This is a genomic window from Klebsiella sp. 10982 (assembly GCF_048589245.1).
Lineage (GTDB): Bacteria > Pseudomonadota > Gammaproteobacteria > Enterobacterales > Enterobacteriaceae > Klebsiella > Klebsiella quasivariicola.
In genome coordinates this window covers 49,664-71,041 of record NZ_JBMAXV010000005.1, presented here as the reverse complement: position 1 = coordinate 71,041, position 21,378 = coordinate 49,664, and the positions used below count along the sequence as shown (strand labels likewise).

At 56.3% G+C, this 21,378-nt stretch carries 20 protein-coding genes; 19 read left to right on the top strand and 1 reads right to left on the bottom strand.

Going from position 1 to position 21,378, the window contains the following annotated elements:
* Nucleotides 1-156: 156 nt before the first annotated feature.
* The 5 genes from ACKLKD_RS05980 to ACKLKD_RS05960 all read left to right on the top strand — a co-directional run bounded on the left by ACKLKD_RS05980 (nt 157) and on the right by ACKLKD_RS05960 (nt 6,196).
* Nucleotides 157-897 carry an amino acid ABC transporter permease gene (locus tag ACKLKD_RS05980; RefSeq protein WP_002894709.1) on the top strand — a complete coding sequence of 247 codons (741 nt, stop codon included), beginning with the start codon at nt 157-159 and terminating at the stop codon, nt 895-897.
* A complete protein-coding gene (gene gltK / locus ACKLKD_RS05975; protein ID WP_087806422.1) occupies nt 897-1,571 on the top strand; it encodes a glutamate/aspartate ABC transporter permease GltK in 675 nt (224 codons plus the stop codon). Before ACKLKD_RS05980 ends, gltK begins: the two co-directional genes overlap by 1 nt.
* Complete coding sequence (locus ACKLKD_RS05970) at nt 1,571-2,296, top strand: amino acid ABC transporter ATP-binding protein (protein WP_025711858.1); 726 nt, start codon at nt 1,571-1,573, stop codon at nt 2,294-2,296. Before gltK ends, ACKLKD_RS05970 begins: the two co-directional genes overlap by 1 nt.
* Nucleotides 2,297-2,667: 371 nt before the next feature.
* Nucleotides 2,668-4,338 carry a ShlB/FhaC/HecB family hemolysin secretion/activation protein gene (locus tag ACKLKD_RS05965; protein ID WP_080897280.1) on the top strand — a complete coding sequence of 557 codons (1,671 nt, stop codon included), beginning with the start codon at nt 2,668-2,670 and terminating at the stop codon, nt 4,336-4,338.
* Nucleotides 4,339-4,402: 64 nt separating this feature from the next.
* Complete coding sequence (locus ACKLKD_RS05960) at nt 4,403-6,196, top strand: filamentous hemagglutinin N-terminal domain-containing protein (RefSeq protein WP_025711860.1); 1,794 nt, start codon at nt 4,403-4,405, stop codon at nt 6,194-6,196.
* Nucleotides 6,197-6,243: 47 nt separating this feature from the next.
* On the opposite strand, the gene ACKLKD_RS05955 is transcribed toward ACKLKD_RS05960, so the two are convergent.
* Nucleotides 6,244-6,726 carry a zinc ribbon-containing protein gene (locus ACKLKD_RS05955; protein ID WP_025711861.1) on the bottom strand — a complete coding sequence of 161 codons (483 nt, stop codon included), beginning with the start codon at nt 6,724-6,726 and terminating at the stop codon, nt 6,244-6,246.
* A gap of 226 nt (nt 6,727-6,952) precedes the next feature.
* On the opposite strand from ACKLKD_RS05955, the gene leuS reads away from it, so the two are divergent.
* The 14 genes from leuS to ACKLKD_RS05885 all read left to right on the top strand — a co-directional run bounded on the left by leuS (nt 6,953) and on the right by ACKLKD_RS05885 (nt 21,272).
* On the top strand, nt 6,953-9,535 hold the full coding sequence (gene leuS, locus ACKLKD_RS05950) for a leucine--tRNA ligase (RefSeq protein ID WP_042929189.1): 2,583 nt from the start codon (nt 6,953-6,955) through the stop codon (nt 9,533-9,535).
* Between the two features lie 14 nt (nt 9,536-9,549).
* On the top strand, nt 9,550-10,140 hold the full coding sequence (gene lptE, locus ACKLKD_RS05945; RefSeq protein ID WP_025711863.1) for an LPS assembly lipoprotein LptE: 591 nt from the start codon (nt 9,550-9,552) through the stop codon (nt 10,138-10,140).
* Nucleotides 10,140-11,171: a DNA polymerase III subunit delta gene (gene holA, locus ACKLKD_RS05940; protein ID WP_025711864.1), complete on the top strand. Its 1,032-nt coding sequence runs from the start codon at nt 10,140-10,142 to the stop codon at nt 11,169-11,171. The genes lptE and holA overlap by 1 nt, the downstream gene beginning before the upstream one ends.
* On the top strand, nt 11,164-11,814 hold the full coding sequence (gene nadD, locus ACKLKD_RS05935) for a nicotinate-nucleotide adenylyltransferase (protein ID WP_025711865.1): 651 nt from the start codon (nt 11,164-11,166) through the stop codon (nt 11,812-11,814). The genes holA and nadD overlap by 8 nt, the downstream gene beginning before the upstream one ends.
* Nucleotides 11,815-11,889: 75 nt before the next feature.
* Nucleotides 11,890-12,519 (top strand): adenosylcobalamin/alpha-ribazole phosphatase, encoded by a 630-nt coding sequence (locus ACKLKD_RS05930; RefSeq protein ID WP_025711866.1) that lies wholly within the window; start codon nt 11,890-11,892, stop codon nt 12,517-12,519.
* Between the two features lie 222 nt (nt 12,520-12,741).
* Nucleotides 12,742-13,059, top strand: coding sequence for a ribosome silencing factor (gene rsfS / locus ACKLKD_RS05925; RefSeq protein ID WP_002894623.1), 318 nt, complete (start codon nt 12,742-12,744; stop codon nt 13,057-13,059).
* A 3-nt stretch (nt 13,060-13,062) separates the two neighbouring features.
* Nucleotides 13,063-13,530 carry a 23S rRNA (pseudouridine(1915)-N(3))-methyltransferase RlmH gene (rlmH, locus tag ACKLKD_RS05920; RefSeq protein WP_002894620.1) on the top strand — a complete coding sequence of 156 codons (468 nt, stop codon included), beginning with the start codon at nt 13,063-13,065 and terminating at the stop codon, nt 13,528-13,530.
* A 27-nt stretch (nt 13,531-13,557) separates the two neighbouring features.
* Nucleotides 13,558-15,459 carry a peptidoglycan DD-transpeptidase MrdA gene (gene mrdA / locus ACKLKD_RS05915; protein WP_080897283.1) on the top strand — a complete coding sequence of 634 codons (1,902 nt, stop codon included), beginning with the start codon at nt 13,558-13,560 and terminating at the stop codon, nt 15,457-15,459.
* A complete protein-coding gene (gene mrdB, locus ACKLKD_RS05910; RefSeq protein ID WP_025714336.1) occupies nt 15,459-16,571 on the top strand; it encodes a peptidoglycan glycosyltransferase MrdB in 1,113 nt (370 codons plus the stop codon). The genes mrdA and mrdB overlap by 1 nt, the downstream gene beginning before the upstream one ends.
* An 11-nt stretch (nt 16,572-16,582) precedes the next feature.
* On the top strand, nt 16,583-17,710 hold the full coding sequence (gene rlpA, locus ACKLKD_RS05905; protein ID WP_025714337.1) for an endolytic peptidoglycan transglycosylase RlpA: 1,128 nt from the start codon (nt 16,583-16,585) through the stop codon (nt 17,708-17,710).
* A 139-nt stretch (nt 17,711-17,849) separates the two neighbouring features.
* Nucleotides 17,850-19,049: a D-alanyl-D-alanine carboxypeptidase DacA gene (gene dacA / locus ACKLKD_RS05900; RefSeq protein WP_025714338.1), complete on the top strand. Its 1,200-nt coding sequence runs from the start codon at nt 17,850-17,852 to the stop codon at nt 19,047-19,049.
* A gap of 111 nt (nt 19,050-19,160) precedes the next feature.
* Nucleotides 19,161-19,424, top strand: coding sequence for a DUF493 family protein YbeD (gene ybeD / locus ACKLKD_RS05895; protein ID WP_025714339.1), 264 nt, complete (start codon nt 19,161-19,163; stop codon nt 19,422-19,424).
* Between the two features lie 104 nt (nt 19,425-19,528).
* A complete protein-coding gene (gene lipB, locus ACKLKD_RS05890) occupies nt 19,529-20,173 on the top strand; it encodes a lipoyl(octanoyl) transferase LipB (RefSeq protein ID WP_025714340.1) in 645 nt (214 codons plus the stop codon).
* A 139-nt stretch (nt 20,174-20,312) separates the two neighbouring features.
* Nucleotides 20,313-21,272, top strand: coding sequence for a YbeF family transcriptional regulator (locus ACKLKD_RS05885; protein ID WP_071993320.1), 960 nt, complete (start codon nt 20,313-20,315; stop codon nt 21,270-21,272).
* Nucleotides 21,273-21,378 lie beyond the last annotated feature (106 nt).

Here is a 21,378-nt window from a genome sequence, read left to right as displayed (position 1 = left end):
ACCAGGGGCGGGATATCCTGCCCTCCCGATGATTGTCACAGCACGGACAGACTATACGGTGGCTGGTCGTTCCCCAGCCGTCGCGAATACCGAAACAAGCTGGACAACCGTCTTCGAGGGTAGCAATGGCTACCCTTTTTTTTCCAGGAGTCATGTATGTCAATAGACTGGAACTGGGGGATATTCCTGCAACAGGCCCCCTTCGGCAACACTACCTACCTGGGCTGGCTGTGGAGTGGTTTTCAGATAACCGTCGCCCTCTCCATCTCGGCCTGGATCATCGCTTTCCTCGTCGGCTCGCTGTTCGGCATTTTACGCACGGTCCCTAATCGCTTCCTCTCGGGGATTGGCACCTGCTATGTCGAACTGTTTCGCAACGTGCCGCTGATCGTGCAGTTCTTTACCTGGTACCTGGTGGTGCCGGAGTTCCTGCCGGAAAATATCGGCATGTGGTTTAAATCGGAACTCGACCCAAACATTCAGTTTTTTGTCTCCTCCATGCTGTGCCTGGGGCTGTTTACCGCCGCTCGCGTCTGCGAACAGGTACGTGCCGCCATCCAGTCGCTGCCGCGCGGGCAAAAGAATGCCGGCCTGGCGATGGGTCTGACCCTGCCGCAAACCTACCGCTACGTGCTGCTGCCGAACGCCTACCGCGTTATCGTGCCGCCGATGACCTCGGAAATGATGAACCTGGTGAAAAACTCGGCCATCGCCTCCACCATCGGTCTGGCCGATATGGCCGCGCAGGCGGGCAAGCTGCTGGACTACTCCGCTCATGCCTGGGAGTCTTTTACCGCCATCACCCTGGCCTACGTCTTCATTAATGCGGTGATTATGCTGATTATGTATGTGGTCGAGCGTAAGGTTCGCCTGCCTGGCAATATGGGAGGCAAATAATGTACGATTTTGACTGGAGTTCGATCGTTCCATCCATGCCCTACCTGCTGGCGGGTCTGGTGATTACCCTGAAGATTACGGTGATCGCCATCGTGATCGGCATCGTCTGGGGTACTTTGCTGGCGGTAATGCGCCAGTCCAGCTTTCTGCCGCTGGCCTGGTTTGCTAAAACCTACGTCAACGTATTCCGTTCTATCCCGCTGGTGATGGTCCTGCTGTGGTTCTATCTGATTGTCCCTGGCTTCCTGCAGAACGTCCTGGGGCTATCGCCGAAGACGGATATCCGCCTGATCTCGGCAATGGTCGCATTTTCGATGTTCGAAGCCGCCTACTATTCAGAGATTATCCGCGCCGGCATCCAGAGCATCTCGCGCGGCCAGTCCAGCGCCGCGCTGGCGCTGGGAATGACCCACTGGCAGTCAATGCGGCTGGTGATCCTGCCGCAGGCCTTCCGCGCCATGGTGCCACTGCTGTTAACCCAGGGGATCGTCCTGTTCCAGGATACCTCGCTGGTGTATGTATTGAGTCTCGCCGACTTCTTCCGTACCGCCTCCACCATCGGTGAGCGTGACGGGACCCAGGTCGAAATGATCCTGTTCGCGGGCGGCGTCTATTTTGTGATTAGCCTCAGCGCTTCGCTGTTGGTCAGCTGGTTGAAGAAAAGGACTGTGTAATGATTACCCTGAAAAACGTTTCAAAATGGTATGGTCACTTTCAGGTGCTGACCGATTGCTCCACGGAAGTGAAAAAAGGCGAAGTGGTGGTGGTTTGCGGGCCGTCAGGTTCCGGTAAATCCACGCTGATTAAAACCGTAAACGGTCTTGAACCTGTACAGCAGGGGCAGATAATTGTTGATGGCACGGTGGTCAACGACAAAAAAACCAACCTGGCCAAACTGCGCTCGCACGTCGGGATGGTGTTTCAGCATTTTGAACTGTTCCCGCATCTGTCGATTATCGACAATCTGACGCTGGCGCAGGTCAAAGTGCTTAATCGCGATAAAGCCTCGTCGCGCAAGAAAGGTCTCAAGCTGCTGGAGCGCGTTGGTCTGGCGGCGCATGCGGAAAAATACCCGGCGCAGCTCTCCGGCGGTCAGCAACAGCGCGTGGCCATTGCTCGTGCCCTATGTATGGATCCGATCGCCATGCTGTTCGATGAACCCACCTCGGCGCTCGACCCGGAGATGATCAACGAGGTGCTGGACGTCATGGTCGAACTGGCTAACGAGGGCATGACCATGATGGTGGTCACTCATGAAATGGGCTTCGCCCGCAAGGTGGCAAACCGGGTCATCTTTATGGATGAAGGGAAGATTGTCGAGGATGCCGATAAAGAAGCATTCTTTGCCAATCCACAATCCGAGCGTGCCAAAGATTTCCTCGCCAAAATACTTCATTAATGGTTTTTCTCTGCGCATACCGTCCGGTATGCGCAGTTTATCTTTATTACCACGTTATTCATCAATGTTATTTATTTCGCTGAATAGCGCTAATATTATTTACGTAAAAAATAAATTAAGCCAATAAAAGCTGAACTCATTTATTAAATTGATCAATTCATAAAGAATTCAATAATGAATTCGTGGAACTCTCCTTCCTGTATCGCTAGCATATAACGCCTCGTAACAGGTTCACCGCATGATTATTTTATTGTTTAAATATAATATTCTTGCCTGACCTCGCCTGTGCGAAATAAAACCAATTAATACAATAGCTTCTGGCCAAATAATTAACGGTTAATCGGATCAATGAAACAAATGGATATTGCTTCATGTTAATACGCTCTCGCACGCTCCCTGGGCTGCTGTTGATGACCCTCGCCGCCACCTCTGCCGCCGGGGCCGCACAATTGACCACCAGCCCCCATCAGACGGAACAGGATAAAGCCCGCCAGGAGGCGCTGACGCCACAGCAGCAGGATTTTCAGTCATCACAACAGCGCGTGACGCCGCAGGGTATCCTTTTTCCCGAGGAAACGCAGTGTAAATTGATCAACCGGGTCGATATCGATTCCGATAACCAGACGCTTACCCGCCAATTACTGGCTAAAACGGCGCAGCAGGCGCAGGGGCGCTGTCTGGGTGGTGAAGGCATTCGTCTGCTGGCCTATACCTTGCAAAATGAGCTGATCGCGCAAGGCTACATCACCTCGCTGATTGATGTGCCCTCCCAGTCGCTGGAGCAAGGCATTCTCAGGCTGACGCTGCACTATGGCAAAGTGGGCGCTATCGACTATGCCGACGGATCAGACAGCACCCGCTTGTGGAATTCGCTCCCAACTTCTTCCGGCACTATTCTGCGTTTAAGCGATCTCGAACAGGGGATGGCCAATCTGCAACGCCTGCCCGGCACCACCGCGCACATGAAACTGCTGCCGGGGCAGCACGAGGGGGAAAGCGATATCCAGATTGCCCGCAGCCTGGAGAAAAAATGGCAGCTTGGCGCCTGGCTTGACGACGCCGGCAGCAAAGCCAGCGGCCGCTACCAGGCCGGCGGCGCCCTCTATCTCTACGACCTGACCTCCCTCAACGATATCCTGTACCTTTCCGGTGGGGGGGACATTGAATTCAACCAGCACAACGACGGCAACCACAACGGCAGCCTGTATTATTCTATTCCCTTCGGCTACTGGTCATTGAGCGCCTACGGGGCATACAGCCAGTATCGCCAGCAGTTTAACGGCAACTGGTCGACGATGGATTATAAGAGCAAGAATCGCTACTACAGCGCCACGCTGAGCCGTTTGCTCTCCCACACCCGGCAGCAAAAAACCACCGCCGATCTGCGGATTGCCAAGAGCACCTCGCATTATTACTTCGGCGGCAGTGAACTACAGGTAATGCGCAAACAAACGCCCGCCTGGGAGTTCACCCTCAACCACCAGCACTACTTTAATAAAAAGATTGTCGATGCCAGCATCGGCATCCAGCGCAGTCTGCCGTGGCTCAGCTCGATGCCAACGCCAGAAGAGCAAGCCGGGCTATACAGCCCACTGTCGCGTATCGTCCATGGCAATCTGCAGGCGATGATGAAATTTGACGCCACCGGCGACAAATTTACCTGGGCTCCGCGAGTGAGCGCCCAGTTCAGTCCGGATAAACTCGCTTCCGATAATAAATTCAATCTTGGCAGCCGCTGGAGCGTGCGCGGTTTTGACGGTGAAAACAGCCTGTCCGGCAATCAGGGATGGTACTGGCGCAACGATTTTATCTGGGATCTGCCCACCCACGAGCGGCAATTCTATCTGGGCGCGGATGTGGGTCGCCTTATCGGCGCCGATCTGTATCAAAAAGGCAAAGTCCTTTCCGGCGCCGTCAGCGGCCTGCGCGGCCAGCTATGGTCAACACAATATGATCTGTTTATTAGCACCCCGCTCAGTAAGCCGGATAAGTTTCATAGCGACGCCCTGAATATGGGCTTTTCATTACAGTGGAGGTATTAATTCAGTCATTATCGACCCTTTCAGCTACGTTGTTTATTAATCTTAATTTAAAGGAATAAATAAAATGTTTAAGTTTAAAGCTTCATATGTCGCGCTGGCGGCAGTATTAACCTCGTCGGTGGTCTATGCCGACCCGACCAGCTATACGCATTCGTCCGGCGCCACGGTTATCGATATTGAAAAGCCGAACGCCGCCGGCGTCTCCCATAACCTGTACCGCGACTTCAACGTTGGCACCAATGGCACCATCCTCAATAACAGCGGCGATGATGTCAGCCACAGCACCTTTGGCAATATCGCCCGCAACAATAATCTGACCGCCGGCAGCGCCTCGGTGATTTTGAACGAGGTCACCTCCAAAAACGCCAGTAGCCTAAAGGGCTTTATCGAAGTCAACGGCCAGAAAGCGGACGTGGTGATCGCCAACCCGAACGGCATCACCTGCTCCGGCTGTAGCTTTGTCAATACCAACAAGGCCATCCTGACCACCGGTAAAGTCAACATGACCAGCGACGGCGCTATCGGCAGCTATACCGTGACGGGCGGCACCCTCACCATCGGCGAAAATGGCATGAACGCCGCTAACGGCTACGCGGTTCTGCTCGCCGACGCGATTAAGATTAACGGTAAAGTACAGGCCAACAACGCCCTGGTCAGCGCAGGCAACTTCACCATGGATAACAGCACCGGCTCGGTGACCTCCGCCGGTAAGCAGGCCACCCTTATCCAGATGACGGTTAACCCGCAGTACAGCATCGACGTCAGCAGCCTTGGCGGGATCGAGGCCAACAGCATCAGCATGGTCGGCAACAACATCGGCTTTGGCGTACGTAACCAGGGCTCCATTGTCGCTAACAGCACGCTGCAGCTCACCAGCAACGGTAACCTGCTGAACAAAGGCACAATAACGAGCAAAGGTTTGCTGAGCCAGGTTTCCACCGCCACGGGGATTACCAATAACGGCAGCATCGCTGGCGCCTATTATTTAATGCTTTCCAGCGGCGACTATATCGTCAACGTCGGCTCCCTCACCGGCGGCCAGCTGATTGCCTCCGCCAATGGTAATATCACTAACGGCGACTCAGGCACGATGACCGGCACCAGTGGATTAAGCTTGACCAGCGGCGGGAAAATCCGCAATGAGGCCAAAGCCTCCCTGCTGTCAAATAACCAGATCGCCGCCACGGCGATGGGTGATTTCCTCAATGAAGGCAAAATCAGCGCCAAAAACACCAGCCTGACTTTCGTTGGCAGCAGCTTTAAGAATACCGGCAACATTAACTCTACCGGCCAAACCACCATTCAGTCGCTTAAGCAGGATGGCAGCGCAAACAGCGGGGAAATCTATAACCTCGGTAATATCACCGGCGAAAATATCAACCTGCAGACCACTGGCACATTGGCACAAAGCAGCAGTGGTCGCATGGATGCCACCAATGCGATTACGGCGCATAGCTACTGGCTCAACAATAATGGCGCAATGAAAGCTACCGACATCACCACCGATCATGGCGTCGTGAATAACACCGGCAAAATCTCTGCGGGTAATATCTCCATCACGACTTATTCCAATATTGTTAACGAAGGTACCCTGTACAGTACCGGAGACCTGCTGCTGAATACGCAAAACAAAGGCAACATCTCCAACTATTCCCTGATTCAGGCGGGTGGTACGTTGACGATGAATGCGAAAAAGGTCGTTAACAGTGGACGCGGCTGCGGCTGGTTAGGGTTTAACACTTGTGACGTCGGCACCCTCAGCGCTAACAAGCTGGTTCTCAACTCTTCACACAGCTATGCCAGCAACATGGGTGGCTATCAGTATTTCAAGAGCACCGAAATCAACACGGTGAAATAAGGCAGTCCACGATGCGCGAAGTCTCGCGCATCGTTTTTTCGCACTGCTTAAGGTTCGAAGGGCCGACGCTGGAACTGATCGTGGCCGCACTTCGGACAGCGCGGTAGCACATCCGGGGTATATACCGCCAGGTGATAGTGGCACTTCTCGCAGACCAGATTACCCAGACCAACCACCTCTCCGCTGTGGTACACACCGTGGTGATTCAGATCCTGAAAGACTTCGCGCCACTCGAGCTGCGTTTTGTCGGTGATATCAGCCAACTCCTGCCACAGGCTCTCTTTGATCACCCGCATAAACACGCTGTCGCTCTCGTCTTCGTGACTCTCTTCGTAGCTGCGGGCAAACTCCTCGAGATCGCGCTTCACCGCCGCAATCACCGACTCAATCTCGCTCTGTGTCAGATCGCCGGCGCGGACGATGTGGTCCCGGGCCTGCGACACCAGCGCATCGATATCGCGCTCTCCATGGCGGAGCCGTTCGCTGAGCGAGGAAACCAGTTCACGGTAATATTGAGCAACCTTGTTCATCATTTCGCCTCCGGTGTGGTTAACGTCTTCTGATAATAGACCTTATTCCTCTCCCGCTGTGTCTGGCAACCCACAGAGTCGCGAAATAATCTGCGCAGCTTTTGCCGATGTTGATGTGCGAAAAGCTGTTTTGACGGGGGCGTTTGGGCTATGCTATGCCGATCTGAAATAACACATCCATTGGCTACATTTTGTAGCTGTATTGAAAACAGGACCACTGGCTGCCATGCAAGAGCAATACCGCCCGGAAGAGATAGAATCGAAAGTCCAGCTTCACTGGGACGAAAATCGTACATTTGAAGTAACTGAAGACGAGAGCAAAGAGAAGTATTACTGCCTGTCGATGCTTCCTTATCCTTCTGGTCGACTACACATGGGTCACGTGCGTAACTACACCATCGGCGACGTGATTGCCCGCTACCAGCGCATGCTGGGCAAAAACGTTCTGCAGCCGATCGGCTGGGATGCGTTTGGTCTGCCGGCGGAAGGGGCGGCGGTGAAAAATAACACCGCGCCAGCGCCGTGGACCTACGACAATATCGCCTACATGAAAAACCAGCTCAAAATGCTGGGCTTTGGCTATGACTGGAGCCGCGAGCTGGCGACCTGCACCCCGGAATACTACCGCTGGGAGCAGAAGTTCTTCACCGAGCTGTACAAAAAAGGCCTGGTCTACAAAAAAACCTCCGCGGTGAACTGGTGCCCGAACGATCAGACCGTGCTGGCTAACGAACAGGTTATCGACGGCTGCTGCTGGCGCTGCGATACCAAAGTTGAGCGTAAAGAGATCCCGCAGTGGTTTATTAAAATCACCGCCTACGCCGATGAACTGCTCAACGATCTGGATAAGCTGGATCACTGGCCGGACACCGTGAAGACCATGCAGCGCAACTGGATCGGCCGTTCCGAAGGGGTAGAAATCTCCTTTGACGTCAACGACTACGCCGATAAGCTGACCGTCTACACCACCCGCCCGGATACCTTTATGGGCTGCACCTACCTGGCCGTCGCCGCGGGTCACCCGCTGGCGCAGCAGGCTGCGGCGAACAATCCGGCGCTGGCCGCCTTTATCGACGAGTGTCGTAACACCAAAGTGGCCGAGGCCGACATGGCGACGATGGAGAAAAAAGGCGTCGATACCGGCTTTAAAGCTATTCACCCGCTGACCGGCGAAGAAATTCCGGTTTGGGCGGCAAACTTTGTGCTGATGGAATACGGCACCGGCGCGGTCATGGCCGTTCCGGGTCACGACCAGCGCGACTATGAATTCGCCAGCAAGTACGGTCTGAACATCAAGCCGGTAATCCTGGCTGCCGACGGCTCCGAGCCGGATCTCTCCGCACAGGCGCTGACCGAGAAAGGCGTCTTGTTTAACTCCGGCGAGTTCAGCGGCCTCGATTATGAAGCCGGCTTCAACGCCATTGCCGACAAACTGGCAGCCATGGGCGTGGGCGAGCGTAAAATTAACTACCGCCTGCGCGACTGGGGTGTGTCCCGTCAGCGTTACTGGGGCGCGCCGATCCCGATGGTCACACTGGAAGACGGCACCGTGCTGCCAACGCCGGAAGATCAGCTGCCGGTGATCCTGCCGGAAGACGTGGTCATGGACGGCATCACCAGCCCGATCAAAGCCGATCCTGAGTGGGCCAAGACCACCGTTAACGGCCAGCCAGCGCTGCGCGAAACCGACACCTTTGACACCTTCATGGAATCCTCCTGGTACTATGCGCGCTACACCTGCCCGCAGTATCAGGAAGGGATGCTGGATTCAAAAGCGGCCAACTACTGGCTGCCGGTAGATATCTATATCGGTGGTATCGAACACGCCATCATGCACCTGCTCTACTTCCGCTTCTTCCACAAGCTGATGCGCGACGCGGGTATGGTGAACTCCGATGAGCCGGCGAAACAGCTGCTGTGCCAGGGTATGGTGCTGGCTGACGCGTTCTACTACGTGGGCGAAAACGGCGAACGTAACTGGGTCTCTCCGGTTGACGCTATCGTTGAGCGCGACGAGAAAGGCCGCATCGTGAAGGCCAAAGACGCGGCAGGCCACGAGCTGGTGTACACCGGCATGAGCAAGATGTCCAAGTCGAAAAACAACGGCATCGACCCGCAGGTGATGGTTGAACGCTACGGCGCAGATACCGTGCGTCTGTTCATGATGTTTGCTTCCCCGGCGGATATGACCCTCGAGTGGCAGGAATCTGGCGTTGAAGGGGCTAACCGCTTCCTGAAACGCGTCTGGAAGCTGGTCTACGAACACACCACCAAAGGGGACGTTGCGGCTCTGAACGTCGCGGCCCTCAGCGAAGATCAGAAAGCGCTGCGTCGCGATATCCACAAAACCATCGCCAAAGTCACCGACGATATCGGCCGTCGTCAGACCTTCAACACCGCTATCGCGGCGATCATGGAGCTGATGAATAAGCTGGCGAAAGCACCGCAGGAAGATGAGCAGGATCGCGCCCTGATGCAGGAAGCGCTGCTGGCGGTGGTACGTATGCTCAACCCGTTCACCCCACACGCCAGCTTCACCCTGTGGCGTGAGCTGAACGGCGAAGGTGATATCGACAACGCGCCGTGGCCGGTGGCGGATGAAAGCGCGATGGTGGAAGACAGCACCCTCGTCGTCGTCCAGGTCAATGGCAAAGTTCGTGGTAAAATTACCGTTGCGGTAGATGCAACTGAAGAGCAGGTTCGTGAGCGCGCTGGCCAGGAACATCTGGTGGCGAAATATCTCGACGGGAAAACCGTACGTAAAGTGATTTACGTTCCGGGCAAACTGCTCAATCTGGTCGTTGGCTAAGCGCGGGAGGAAGCGTGCGATATCTGGCAACAATGTTGTTATCTCTGGCGGTGCTTGTCACCGCCGGCTGTGGCTGGCATCTGCGTAGCACTACGCAGGTGCCAACCACCATGAAAACCATGATTTTCCAGTCAAGCGATCCGAACGGGCCGTTAAGCCGCGCGGTGCGTAATCAGCTGCGTCTTAATGGCGTGGAACTGATCGACGCCAGCACGCTGCGTAAGGATGTCCCTTCTCTGCGCCTCGACGGGTCGTCGATTCAGAAAGATACGGCATCGGTGTTCCAGGATGGTCGTACCGCGGAATATCAGATGGTCATGACCGTTCATGCCAGCGTTCTGATCCCGGGTCATGATATCTATCCGATTTCCACCAAGGTCTATCGTTCGTTCTTCGATAACCCGCAGGCGGCGTTAGCGAAAGACGCCGAGCAGGATATGATTATCCAGGAAATGTACGACAAAGCGGCGGAACAGCTGATTCGTAAGCTGCCAAGCGTACAGGTGGCGGATGTTGAAGCAACCCAGCAGGAAGAGAAACCGGTCGCTGGCAGCACGGCACCGGCTTCCTCGGGTAACCGCGTCTCCACCACGCTGGGTCAATGATGATTCGGTTGTACCCGGAACAGCTCCGCGCGCAGCTCACTGAAGGGCTGCGCGCGGCCTATCTGCTGCTTGGCAACGATCCCCTGCTGTTGCAGGAAAGCCAGGACGCCATTCGTGAAGCCGCTGCCGCGCAGGGCTTTACCGAACACCACACCTTCACCATAGACAATAGCACCGACTGGCAGGCGCTTTTCGCCTTAAGCCAGGCGATGAGCCTGTTTGCCAGCCGGCAAACACTGCTGTTGATCCTGCCGGAAAACGGCCCCAACGCGGCGATCAACGAACAGCTCGCCACGCTGGTCGGCCTGCTGCACGACGATCTGCTGCTGATAGTTCGCGGTAATAAGCTGACCAAAGCCCAGGAGAATGCCGCGTGGCTTACCGCCCTGGCGCAGCGGGCCGTCCAGGTCAGCTGCCAGACGCCGGAATACGCGCAGCTCCCACGCTGGCTCGCCGCCCGGGCGAAACAGCATCAGCTGCAGCTCGACGACGCGGCCAGTCAGCTGCTGTGCTACTGTTACGAAGGTAATCTGCTGGCGCTGGCGCAGGCGCTGGAACGTCTGGCGCTCCTCTGGCCGGACGGCAAACTGACCCTGCCCCGGGTTGAGCAGGCGGTTAACGATGCCGCCCATTTTACGCCGTACCATTGGGTCGATGCGCTGCTGGCAGGCAAAAGCAAGCGCGTGCTGCACGTTCTGCAGCAGTTGCGTCTGGAAGGCTGCGAACCCGCTATTCTGCTGCGCACGCTGCAGCGGGAGCTGTTGCTGCTGGTCACCCTCAAGCGCCAGTCGGCACAGACGCCGCTGCGCTCGCTGTTTGATAAGCATCGGGTCTGGCAAAACCGTCGCCAGCTGCTCAGCGACGCCCTCGCCCGCCTGAGCGGTGAACAGCTGCGCCAGGCAGTGACGCTACTGACCCGAGCCGAACTGACCTTTAAACAGGATTACGGGCACGACGTCTGGCCCGAACTGGAAAGTCTTTCGTTGTTGCTCTGCCACAAGGCCCTGGCGGACGTTTTTATTGATGGTTGATATGACTCAGTTGCAGGCAATCTATGGCGGTACCTTCGATCCGGTGCATTACGGTCACCTCAAGCCGGTTGAGATCCTGGCGAATCAGATTGGCCTGAGTAAGGTCATCATTATGCCCAATAACGTTCCGCCGCACCGACCACAGCCGGAAGCCTCCAGCGCCCAGCGTGTGCATATGCTGGAGCTGGCGATTGCCGACAAGCCGCTGTTCACGCTCGACAAACGCGAACTACAGCGCGACACCCCTTCCTGGACGGCGCAAACCCTACAGGAGTGGCGCCAGGAACAGGGGCCAGAGAAGCCGCTGGCGTTTATCATTGGCCAGGATTCCCTGCTCACTTTCCCTACCTGGCACCATTACGAAACCATTCTCGACAATGTTCACCTTATTGTCTGCCGCCGCCCGGGTTACCCGTTGACCATGGCACAGGAAGCCGACCAGCGCTGGCTGAATCGCCATTTAACTCATGACGTAGAGTGCCTGCATAATCGCCCTGCCGGGGTCATCTACCTGGCGGAAACACCGTGGTTCGACATTTCGGCGACGATTATCCGCCAGCGACTCGAGCTGGGGGAATCCTGTGCCGAGATGCTGCCCGCCGCGGTGCTGGACTACATCCGCGAGCAGGGACTTTATTGCTGACGCCAGCAGGCTGGGCCTGACGCGAAAAACGCGCTATCGTAACGCCACGTCTCTACCGCCTGTTTGAGCATCATCATGAAATTATGGTTAGTTCGCCACGGCGAAACCGAAGCCAACGTGGCCGGATTATATAGCGGCCACGCGCCTACCTCCCTGACGCCGCGCGGCGTTGCCCAGGCGCAAGCCCTCGGCGAGCGGTTACGCGCGGTGCCTTTCGATAAAGTCATGTGTAGCGCGCTGGCGCGAACCGGGACAACGGCCGATCTGCTGCTTGGCGATCGCCATATCCCTCGTGAACACCATCCCGCGCTCAACGAAATGTTTTTTGGCGACTGGGAGATGCGTCACCATCGCGATCTCCAGCGGGAAGATGCGGAAAATTACGCCGCGTGGTGTGCTGACTGGCAGCATGCCTCCCCCACCAACGGCGAAAGCTTTCAGAATTTTGCCCGCCGCGTCAGTGATTTTATCCCAACCCTGACCGACCACCGCCATCTTGACCACCTGCTGATTGTCGGCCATCAGGGCGTCCTGAGCCTGCTGACGGCTCTGCTGTTGCAGATGCCCGCGGCGGCGATGTGGCACTTTCCCATTGAACATGGCGCCTGGAGCCAGCTCGACATCCGAGAGGATTTTACCACCCTGCGGGTATTAAATAGCCGGGCTGTCTGGCAGCCGCAGGAAGAATTCCCGTCAGACCATTGACAGGCCAGTGCAGGCTGTTATTCTCCGCTGCCAGGTAACATCCGCCGAAACGTGTTTGCAGAAATTGTTTTACAAAAATGGCGATGCAATCCCTGGCGAGGGATGGGATGATAGCCCGCCACGAACGCCTGCCGACAGACATTTCATCCGACTTTTTCATCAGTTCGGGTATACTGTCAGGCTCTTTATGATTATCAATCTTCACGCACCCAGGGGGAACACTTGCAGGGTAAAGCACTCCAGGATTTTGTTATCGACAAAATTGATGACCTGAAAGGTCAGGACATCGTTGCCATTGATGTACATGGCAAATCCAGCATCACCGATTGCATGATTATCTGCACCGGCACTTCCACACGTCACGTGATGTCCATTGCCGACCACGTGGTTCAGGAATCCCGCGCCGCCGGCATGCTGCCGCTGGGCGTTGAAGGCGAAGCTGCCGCCGACTGGATCGTCGTCGACCTCGGTGACGTGATGGTTCACGTCATGCAGGAAGAGAGCCGTCGTCTGTACGAGCTGGAAAAACTCTGGAGTTAATGCGTGAAGTTGCAGCTGGTGGCCGTGGGCACCAAAATGCCGGACTGGGTACAGACCGGCTTTAGCGAGTATTTGCGCCGTTTTCCCAAAGATATGCCGTTCGAACTGGTGGAGATCCCCGCCGGTAAGCGCGGCAAGAACGCTGATATCAAACGTATCCTCGAAAAAGAGGGCGAAATGATGTTGGCTGCTGCCGGCAAGAACCGTATCGTGACCCTGGATATTCCGGGAAAACCATGGGATACGCCGCAGCTGGCGCGCGAACTGGAACGCTGGAAACAGGACGGGCGTGACGTCAGTTTGCTGGTTGGCGGCCCGGAAGGCCTCTCTCCCGCCTGTAAAGCCGCGGCGGAACAGAGTTGGTCGCTCTCGACCCTCACCTTACCTCACCCGCTGGTGCGTGTACTGGTGGCCGAGAGTCTGTATCGGGCGTGGAGCATTACCACCAACCACCCGTACCACCGTGAGTAATGATGATCAGGGTAGACTAAGCAGCGAATGAAATTACAGAATTCTTTCCGCGACTATACGGCTGAATCCTCGCTGTTCGTGCGCCGGGCGCTGGTCGCTTTTTTGGGGATTTTGCTGCTTTCCGGCGTTCTGGTCGCCAACCTGTATAATGTGCAAATCGTTCGCTTCAACGACTATCAGACGCGCTCGAACGAAAACCGCATCAAACTGGTGCCGATCCCGCCAAGCCGCGGCATCATTTACGATCGCAACGGCACCCCGCTGGCGCTTAACCGCACCATTTATCAGCTGGAGATGATGCCGGAGAAAGTCGATAACGTGCAGCAGACGCTGGATGCGCTGCGCGACGTGGTCGATTTAACCGACGATGATATTGCCGGCTTCAAAAAGGAGCGCGCCCGCTCCCATCGCTTCACCTCAATTCCGGTAAAGGTCAACCTTAGCGAAGTGCAGGTCGCCCGCTTTGCCGTTAACCAGTACCGCTTTCCCGGCGTCGAAGTCAAAGGCTACAAGCGTCGTTACTATCCGTATAACTCAGCGCTGACCCACGTCATCGGCTACGTCTCAAAAATTAACGATAAAGACGTCGACCGCCTCGATAAAGAAGGCAAGCTGGCCAACTACGCCTCGACCCACGACATCGGCAAACTGGGTATTGAGCGTTATTATGAGGACGTCCTCCACGGTCAGACCGGCTATGAAGAGGTTGAAGTCAACAACCGCGGCCGCGTCATTCGCCAGCTTAAAGAGGTGCCGCCGCAGGCCGGACGTGATATCTATCTCACCCTCGACCTTAAGCTGCAGCAGTATATCGAAACGTTGCTGGCCGGTAGCCGCGCAGCGGTGGTGGTCACCGATCCGCGTACCGGCGCTATTCTGGCTCTGGTCTCCACCCCGAGCTATGACCCGAACCTGTTCGTCGACGGCATCTCCAGCAAAGACTATTCCGGCCTGCTCAACGATCCGAATACGCCGTTGGTAAACCGCGCGACGCAAGGGGTCTATCCACCCGCCTCGACGGTCAAACCGTATGTTGCCGTCTCGGCGCTGAGCGCCGGGGTGATCACCCGCAACACCAGCCTGTTTGACCCAGGCTGGTGGCAGTTACCCGGCTCCGATAAACGCTACCGTGACTGGAAAAAATGGGGCCACGGCCACCTGAACGTCACCAAAGCGCTGGAGGAGTCTGCGGATACCTACTTCTACCAGGTCGCCTATGACATGGGGATCGATCGCCTCTCCGAGTGGATGAGCAAGTTCGGCTACGGCCACTACACCGGTATCGATCTCTCCGAAGAACGTTCGGGCAACATGCCAACCCGCGAATGGAAGCTCAAACGCTTTAAGAAACCCTGGTACCAGGGGGATACCATTCCGGTGGGCATCGGCCAGGGCTACTGGACCGCCACGCCGATTCAGATGAACAAAGCGCTGATGATCCTGATTAACGACGGGGTCGTCAAAGTGCCGCACCTGCTGCAAAGCACTGTGGAAGACGGCAAGCCTGTCCCGTGGGTCCAGCCGCATGAACCGCCGGTGGGCGACATCCATTCCGGCTACTGGGAAATTGCCAAAGACGGCATGTTCGGCGTGGCCAACCGCGGCAATGGTACTGCGCACAAATACTTCGCCAGCGCGCCGTACAAAATCGCGGCCAAGTCCGGTACCGCCCAGGTGTTCGGCCTCAAGGCTAACGAAACCTATAACGCGCACCGAATTTCTGAACGTCTGCGTGACCATAAACTGATGACGGCGTTTGCGCCTTATAACAACCCTCAGGTTGCCGTGGCGATGATCCTGGAAAACGGTGGCGCCGGCCCGGCGGTCGGTACGATTATGCGCCAAATCCTCGATCACATTATGCTGGGCGATAACAACACCACGCTGCCAAGCGAAAACCCGGCGGTAACCGCAGGGGAGGATCAATAATGACGGATAATCCGAATAAAAAATCGCTGTGGGATAAAATCCATCTTGACCCCACCATGGTGCTGATCCTGCTGGCGCTGCTCACCTATAGTGCGCTGGTTATCTGGAGCGCCAGCGGTCAGGACGTCGGCATGATGGAGCGTAAAATCGGCCAGATCGCCATGGGCGTGGTGATCATGATCGTTATGGCGCAGATCCCACCGCGGGTCTACGAAGGCTGGGCGCCCTATCTCTACATTTTCTGTATTATTTTGCTGGTGGCCGTCGACGCCTTCGGCGCCATCTCGAAAGGGGCGCAGCGCTGGCTGGATCTCGGTATCGTTCGTTTTCAGCCGTCGGAGATAGCCAAAATTGCCGTGCCGCTAATGGTGGCGCGCTTTATTAACCGCGACGTCTGTCCGCCGTCGCTGAAGAACACCGCCATTGCCCTGGTGCTGATCTTCCTGCCGACCCTGCTGGTGGCGGCGCAGCCCGACCTGGGAACCTCGATCCTGATCGCCCTCTCCGGGCTGTTTGTGCTGTTCCTTTCCGGCCTGAGCTGGCGTCTTATCGGGATTGCCGTGGTGCTGGTTGCCGCCTTTATTCCAATCCTGTGGTTCTTCCTGATGCACGACTATCAGCGCCAGCGCGTGATGATGCTCCTCGATCCGGAAACCGACCCGCTGGGCGCCGGCTATCATATTATTCAGTCTAAAATTGCCATTGGCTCTGGCGGCCTGCGCGGCAAAGGCTGGCTGCATGGCACCCAGTCGCAGCTGGAGTTCCTGCCGGAACGTCACACCGACTTTATCTTCGCCGTGCTGGCCGAAGAGCTGGGCCTGATTGGCGTACTGATCCTGCTGGCGCTCTATATTCTGCTGATCATGCGCGGACTGTGGATCGCCGCCCAGGCGCAAACCACCTTTGGCCGGGTCATGGCCGGTGGTTTAATGTTGATTTTATTCGTTTATGTCTTCGTAAATATTGGTATGGTGAGTGGTATTTTACCGGTGGTGGGCGTACCGTTGCCGCTGGTGAGCTACGGGGGCTCCGCCCTGATCGTATTGATGGCCGGGTTTGGTATCGTGATGTCGATCCATACCCACAGAAAAATGTTGTCGAAAAGCGTTTAAAGGGGTTCGCAATGCGTAAGCAATGGCTGGGGATCTGCATAGCAGCGGGGCTGCTGGCGGCATGTTCGAGTGATGACGTGCAACAAAAAACGGTCAGTACTCCACAGCCGGCCGTCTGTAATGGCCCGACGGTTGAGATCAGCGGCGCCGATCCGCAGTATGAAACGCCGAACGCCACGGCCAATCAGGACTATGAGCGCGACGGTAAAAGCTACAAAATCGTCCAGGATCCGGCAAACTTTACTCAGGCCGGTTTCGCGGCGATCTACGACGCTGAGCCCAACAGTAACCTGACCGCCAGCGGCGAAACCTTCGATCCAACCCAGTTGACCGCGGCGCACCCGACGCTGCCGATCCCGAGCTATGCGCGGATCACCAATCTCGCTAACGGACGCATGATCGTCGTGCGAATTAACGATCGTGGCCCGTATGGCAACGATCGGGTCATCTCGCTCTCCCGCGCGTCCGCAGACCGCCTGAATACCTCAAACAACACCAAGGTGCGCATCGACCCCATCATCGTCGCGCCTGACGGTTCACTTTCCGGTCCGGGAATGGCCTGCACCACGGTCGCCAAACAGACTTACGCCCTGCCCGCCCGGCCGAATCTGGACGGCGGAGACGCCACAGGGATGAGCCAGCCTGCGCCCACCGACGTTCGCCCGATCAGCAACAGCACGCTGAAGCCGGAAGACAGCGTCGGCGCACCGGTGAACAGCGGTGGTTTCCTCGGCGCGCCGACGCCGCTTAACAGCGGCGTGCTGGAAAGTAGCGAACCGGCGGCTGCAGCGTCAGCTGCCGGCACAACCCCTGCAGCGCCGGTCACCGCACCGGGATCTATTCAAGGTAGCGTTGCCCCCGCAGCGGCCGCAGGCGCCGTTGCCGCCTCCTCTTCCGCCACCTCCAGCGCCAGCGGTAATTTTGTCGTCCAGGTTGGCGCAGTGAGCGACCAGGCGCGGGCGCAGCAGTATCAGCAGCGCCTGAGCCAGCAGTTCTCCGTGCCGGGGCGCGTCACGCAAAACGGCGCGGTATGGCGTATTCAGCTGGGCCCGTTTGCGGATAAAGCACAGGCCAGCGCCGTTCAGCAGCGCCTGCAAAGCGAAGCGCAGCTGCAGTCCTTTATTACTCGCGCCAACTAAACGCCGCGGGCCGCCCGTTCACCATGCGCATGTAAAAGTCATTAACAAACTCATGCGCAATGTCGGATGCTGGCCCGCAGAGCATTTGCTATAGTAAGGCACTTTTTTTAACTCCATCACGGATGCCGTTGTTCTGACCATGAAGACCTCTTTCACCGCTCGTTTACTCATCACGGCGCTCTCCGTTGCAGCGCTCTCCTCCGCTGCCCGCGCCGATGACCTGAATATCAAAACGATGATCCCAGGCGCCCCGCAGATTGACGCCGAATCCTGGATCCTTATCGATTACAACTCTGGCAAGGTGCTGGCAGAAAATAACGCCGACTCCCGCCGCGACCCGGCCAGTCTGACCAAAATGATGACCAGCTATGTTATCGGTCAGGCGATGAAAGCGGGCAAATTCAAAGAGTCCGATCTGGTCACCGTGGGCAACGATGCCTGGGCCACCGGCAACCCGGTCTTCAAAGGCTCTTCCCTGATGTTCCTCAAACCAGGCATGCAGGTGCCGGTTTCGCAGCTGATCCGCGGTATCAACCTGCAGTCCGGGAATGATGCCTGCGTGGCGATGGCCGATTATGTCGCCGGCAGCCAGGACGCCTTCGTCAGCCTGATGAACAACTACGTGAACGCCCTGGGCCTGAAAAATACCCATTTCCAGACCGTACACGGCCTCGATGCCGACGGGCAGTACAGCTCGGCGCGCGACATGGCGTTGATTGGTCAGGCGCTGATCCGCGATGTTCCGAACGAGTACTCCATCTATCGTGAGAAAGAGTTCACCTTTAACGGTATTCGCCAGCTGAACCGTAACGGCCTGCTGTGGGATAACAGCCTGAACGTTGACGGCATCAAAACCGGCCATACCGACAAAGCGGGCTACAACCTCGTCGCCTCTGCCACCGAAGGCCAGATGCGTCTTATCTCAGCGGTCATGGGCGGGCGTACTTTCAAAGGCCGTGAGTCGGAAAGCAAAAAACTGCTGACCTGGGGCTTCCGCTTCTTTGAAACCGTCAACCCGATTAAAGCCGGCAAAGAGTTTGCGTCCGAACCCGCCTGGTTCGGCGACAGCGACCGCGCCTCACTGGGGGTGGATAAAGATGTCTACCTGACTATTCCGCGCGGCCGGATGAAAGATCTGAAAGCCAGCTATGTGCTGAATAACACTGAACTCCACGCCCCGCTGCAGAAAAACCAGGTGGTAGGCACTATCAATTTCCAGCTGGATGGTAAAATCATCGATCAGCGTCCGCTGGTAGTGCTGCAGGAAATTCCGGAAGGGAATTTCTTCGGCAAAATTATTGATTACATTAAATTAATGTTCCACCACTGGTTTGGTTAAAAATTGAACACTTGAAAGTGTGATTTCCATCCCCATATACTATTCATCCAAGTAACTGATAACTCCCGCCCTTGGTGGGAGTTATTATTTTGTCGTCACACCGGAGCTGACATGAAAACCAAACTTAACGAACTGCTTGAATTCCCTACGCCATTTACTTACAAAGTAATGGGGCAGGCGTTGCCTGAGCTGGTTGATCAGGTGGTGGAAGTGGTACAGCGCCATGCGCCTGGTGATTACTCGCCGTCAGTAAAACCGAGCAGCAAAGGTAACTACCACTCGGTCTCCATCACCATCAACGCCACCCACATTGAACAAGTGGAAACCCTGTACGAAGAGTTAGGTAATATCGAAATCGTACGGATGGTGCTGTAATCTTTTCCCTGACCCGGCCGTCGTGCCGGGTCCTCTCATTCCCTTCTTCACGGCTGTGATATACTCCCCGACCTGAGTTCTCTCTTCCCGGCGGAGATGTTGTTTTGCAGCACAATAAAATTCTTATCCGGCAGCTTGGCCTGCAACCTTACGAACCCGTCTCGCAGGCGATGCATGAATTCACCGACGCTCGCGATGAAAACACCCTCGACGAGATCTGGCTGGTGGAACATCACCCTGTCTTCACGCAGGGCCAGGCCGGAAAAGCAGAACATGTCCTGGTTCCTGGCGATATTCCGGTGATCCAGAGCGATCGCGGCGGCCAGGTAACCTATCACGGTCCAGGACAGCAGGTGATGTACGTGCTGTTGAATCTTAAACGCCGCAAGCTCGGCGTGCGCGAGCTGGTGACCCTGCTGGAACAAACGGTCGTCAACACCCTGGCCGAATATGGTATCGACTCCCACCCTCGCGCCGATGCCCCAGGCGTTTACGTCGGTGAACGCAAAATATGCTCTCTGGGACTGAGGATCCGCAAAGGCTGTTCTTTCCACGGCCTGGCGCTCAATATCGCGATGGATCTGACACCGTTTCTGCGCATCAATCCCTGCGGCTACGCGGGTATGGAGATGACGCAAATGCGCCAGTGGCAGCCAGCAGCATCGCCTGAAAAAGTCGCCCCACGGCTGGTCGCCAATCTGCTGGCGCTGCTGAATAACCCGCCTTACGAATACCTCGCTCAGGAATAAGAACGGATCTAAGCCCCGCACACGGCGGGGCACGAGATCCAAAATCGCGATTAACTCGCTATTTTTGCAATCAATTGTCACGCACGGCAACGCGGCAGGCCGCTATACTTGGCCTATCACTCTCAACCGGACTTATCGCGTGCCAGAGAATACGCCTCCGTCAGAATCCCCTGAACGACAGGATGAACGTTACGATCGTCAGATGTTTCGCATCCTGCGCAATATTGACCTCAATCTGTTGACTATCTTCGAAGCCGTTTACGTACATAAGGGCATCGTTAATGCCGCGAAGATACTGAATATCACGCCATCGGCCATTAGCCAGTCCATTAATAAACTGCGCGCGCTATTCCCCGATCCGCTGTTTATTCGCAAAGGACAAGGGGTGACGCCCACTGCCTATGCCACCCATCTTCATCAATATATCAGCCGCGGCATGGAGGCTTTCCTCAGCGCACTGGATATTACCGGTAGTTCACACCAACAGCGGGTGATTACCGTCGCCACCACGCCCTCCATGGGGGCGCTGCTGATGCCGACCATCGCCAGCGCGTTGAAACCGGCTTTTCCGCAGATCCTGTTGCACAATATCGCCATTACAGACGCCGCACGCCAACTCGACCAGCGCCAGGTCGATCTGCTTATTGATACCCACCTGCACAGCGGCCAGGCGATAAGCCATCATGTGCTGTACCAGGATCGGGTGCAGATGTACTGCCGCTCCGGGCATCCTGCTCTGCACACTCCGCAGGATGAAACCACTCTCAGCCAGTATGAGTTCGCGCTCCTGCTCCCGGAAGGCCAGCGTTACCCCACTCTGCACCGCCGGTTACAGGAAGAGATGGGCGAGCGACGCTGCGGTTTCAGCACCTTCAACCTGCTGACCCAGGCCGCGATGATTGCCCAGAGCGACATGCTGGGGCTGACCACCGAGCGCCTGTTCACTACGGTATCCCGGCTCTGGCCGCTGCAGATTCTCGATTACCCCTCTCTGCAGGACGAAAAAATTGATGTCGCGCTGCTTTACAATAAACAGAGCGGGAAAGAGCCACTGCTGAAAGAGATCATCGAGACCGTGCTCCAGGCGTTCAGAGCATAGGGCACGGAAGGGAAAAGAATAAAACAACAACTATTTTACAATTTGCCGGGCAGGCAGGCTGCTTTCTGCCCCTTTTCAATGGTATACTGCCTGCTCTTGATTCAAA